The sequence below is a fragment of the Trujillonella endophytica genome, from assembly GCF_900110555.1.
GTDB classification, from domain to species: Bacteria; Actinomycetota; Actinomycetes; order Mycobacteriales; family Geodermatophilaceae; genus Trujillonella; species Trujillonella endophytica.
Genome location: NZ_FOEE01000032.1, coordinates 1 through 1,613 on the forward strand (window position 1 = coordinate 1; position 1,613 = coordinate 1,613).

The 1,613-nt window shown below is 72.3% G+C and carries 1 protein-coding gene; it reads right to left on the minus strand.

From position 1 onward, the window contains the following. Positions 1-1,310 precede the first annotated feature (1,310 nt). On the minus strand, positions 1,311-1,613 hold a 303-nt coding region (locus tag BMY88_RS24050; protein WP_170861257.1), incomplete at its 5' end, for a hypothetical protein.

Here is a 1,613-nt window from a genome sequence, read left to right on the forward strand (position 1 = left end):
TCGGGTGTGGCGGCGGGGTGGGCCGCCGGCGGGGACGTGGTGGGGGGCCCGGCGGGCGTGCTGGACCTCCCCGTGGGGGATCCGTCCGCTGCTCCCGCCGCGACGTCTCCGTCCGAGGACTCCGAAGGGAGCTTCTCCGGCGCGGGCTCGGCGGGGGTCTCAGGAGAGGGGGGAGGCGTGGTGTCGGGTGCTGGTGGAGGCTCGTCCGACGGGTTCTGTCCCGCCGGTGGCGTCCGACGGACCTCGGCCGTGCCCGGGATCGTCGGTTCGTCGCCGCTCGATGCCGGGGGCGGAGGGGCGGCGTCCGCGGCAGCCTTCCCCATGACCAGTGCGAACAGCAACCAGCCTGCAACGGCGAGGAGCAGAGCGACGAGGCCTCCGCCCCAGGGAAGGCGTCGCTGACGGTTCGACCGGCTTTCGGGGATGGCGCCCACCCCCTCGCGGCTCCGACGCTCCGCCATTGGAGCGTCGCCGAGGGATGACCCTCACATGCCATGACTCAGCGTCAACGGTCTTCGGCGTGCTTGCCCGGACGCGCGGCGTTTCCCCGGCTCGTTCTCACTTTCCGTGAGGTCGAGGGTGCGGCTTCGTGAGCGCGGCGCTGAGCAGCGCGAGATGGGCGAAGTCCCCTTTAGCACTCGCGAGGATCGGTCAGCACGGCCCCCGGGTCCCGACTCGGGATCACTCGGCCTCATTGGCCCCACCCGTCACATGTGCCCCATCCTCCCCATGCATAGCTCACGCGGCGCGCTCGCCGTGGTTCCGTGAGTGACGAACGCCGATGGACCACGACCTCCCGGTCGTCGTCCGGCGCTCGCCGTGACCACCGGTGGTGGGCACCCGCCCGACGGAGTCGGACGGGGGGCCACGCGCACCCGCCACCATCCCGGCGTCCATCGCGCCCCCGAACCCCGAGGAACAACGATGGCTTCCCATGCCGCCCGCACGAAGCACCTGTCCCGCCCGAGAACCCGCTGGCTTCTCCGGATGCTCCCGATCGCGATCGCGGTGATGCTCATTCCGATAGCCGCTGTCGCCGCGACGTCGTCTCCCCGCAGCGGGTCGTCGTCGACCGCCCTGAACCTGTCGTCCAATCCCGTCCTGGCGACCGACCAGCGCGGGTACTCGGTCCAGGAGGGCGGACGCGGACTCGAACGAATCCGCGTCTCCGACCACGTCGCGTCCTCCTGGGCCGCGCGGGTGGCGTCCACGGCCAGCACCACGCGCGTCCGTGAACCGAGGGTGGGCGTCCGCGCGGGCGAGACCTGGACCTTCGCGTCCGACGTGAAGGGTCCGGCGGGGAGCAGGGCTCAGATCACGGTGTCCTGGTACGGGCAGAACGGGGCGTTCATCTCGTGGAGCGGCGGTAGCGCCCGCAACGTCAGCACCTCGAACTGGACCCGCGTCGCCGCAACGCTCCCTGTCCCCGCTGGTGCAGTCGTCGCCGAGACGGTCGTGAACGTCATGGGGACGTCGAGGTCCGCGTCGGTCCAGGTGACGCAGCACGACGTGCGGGCCCCAGCGACGTCGACGCCCGCGGCGCCGACCACGACGGCGCCGAGCACGACCGCGCCGAGCACGACCGCGCCGACCACGACCGCGCCGAGCACGAC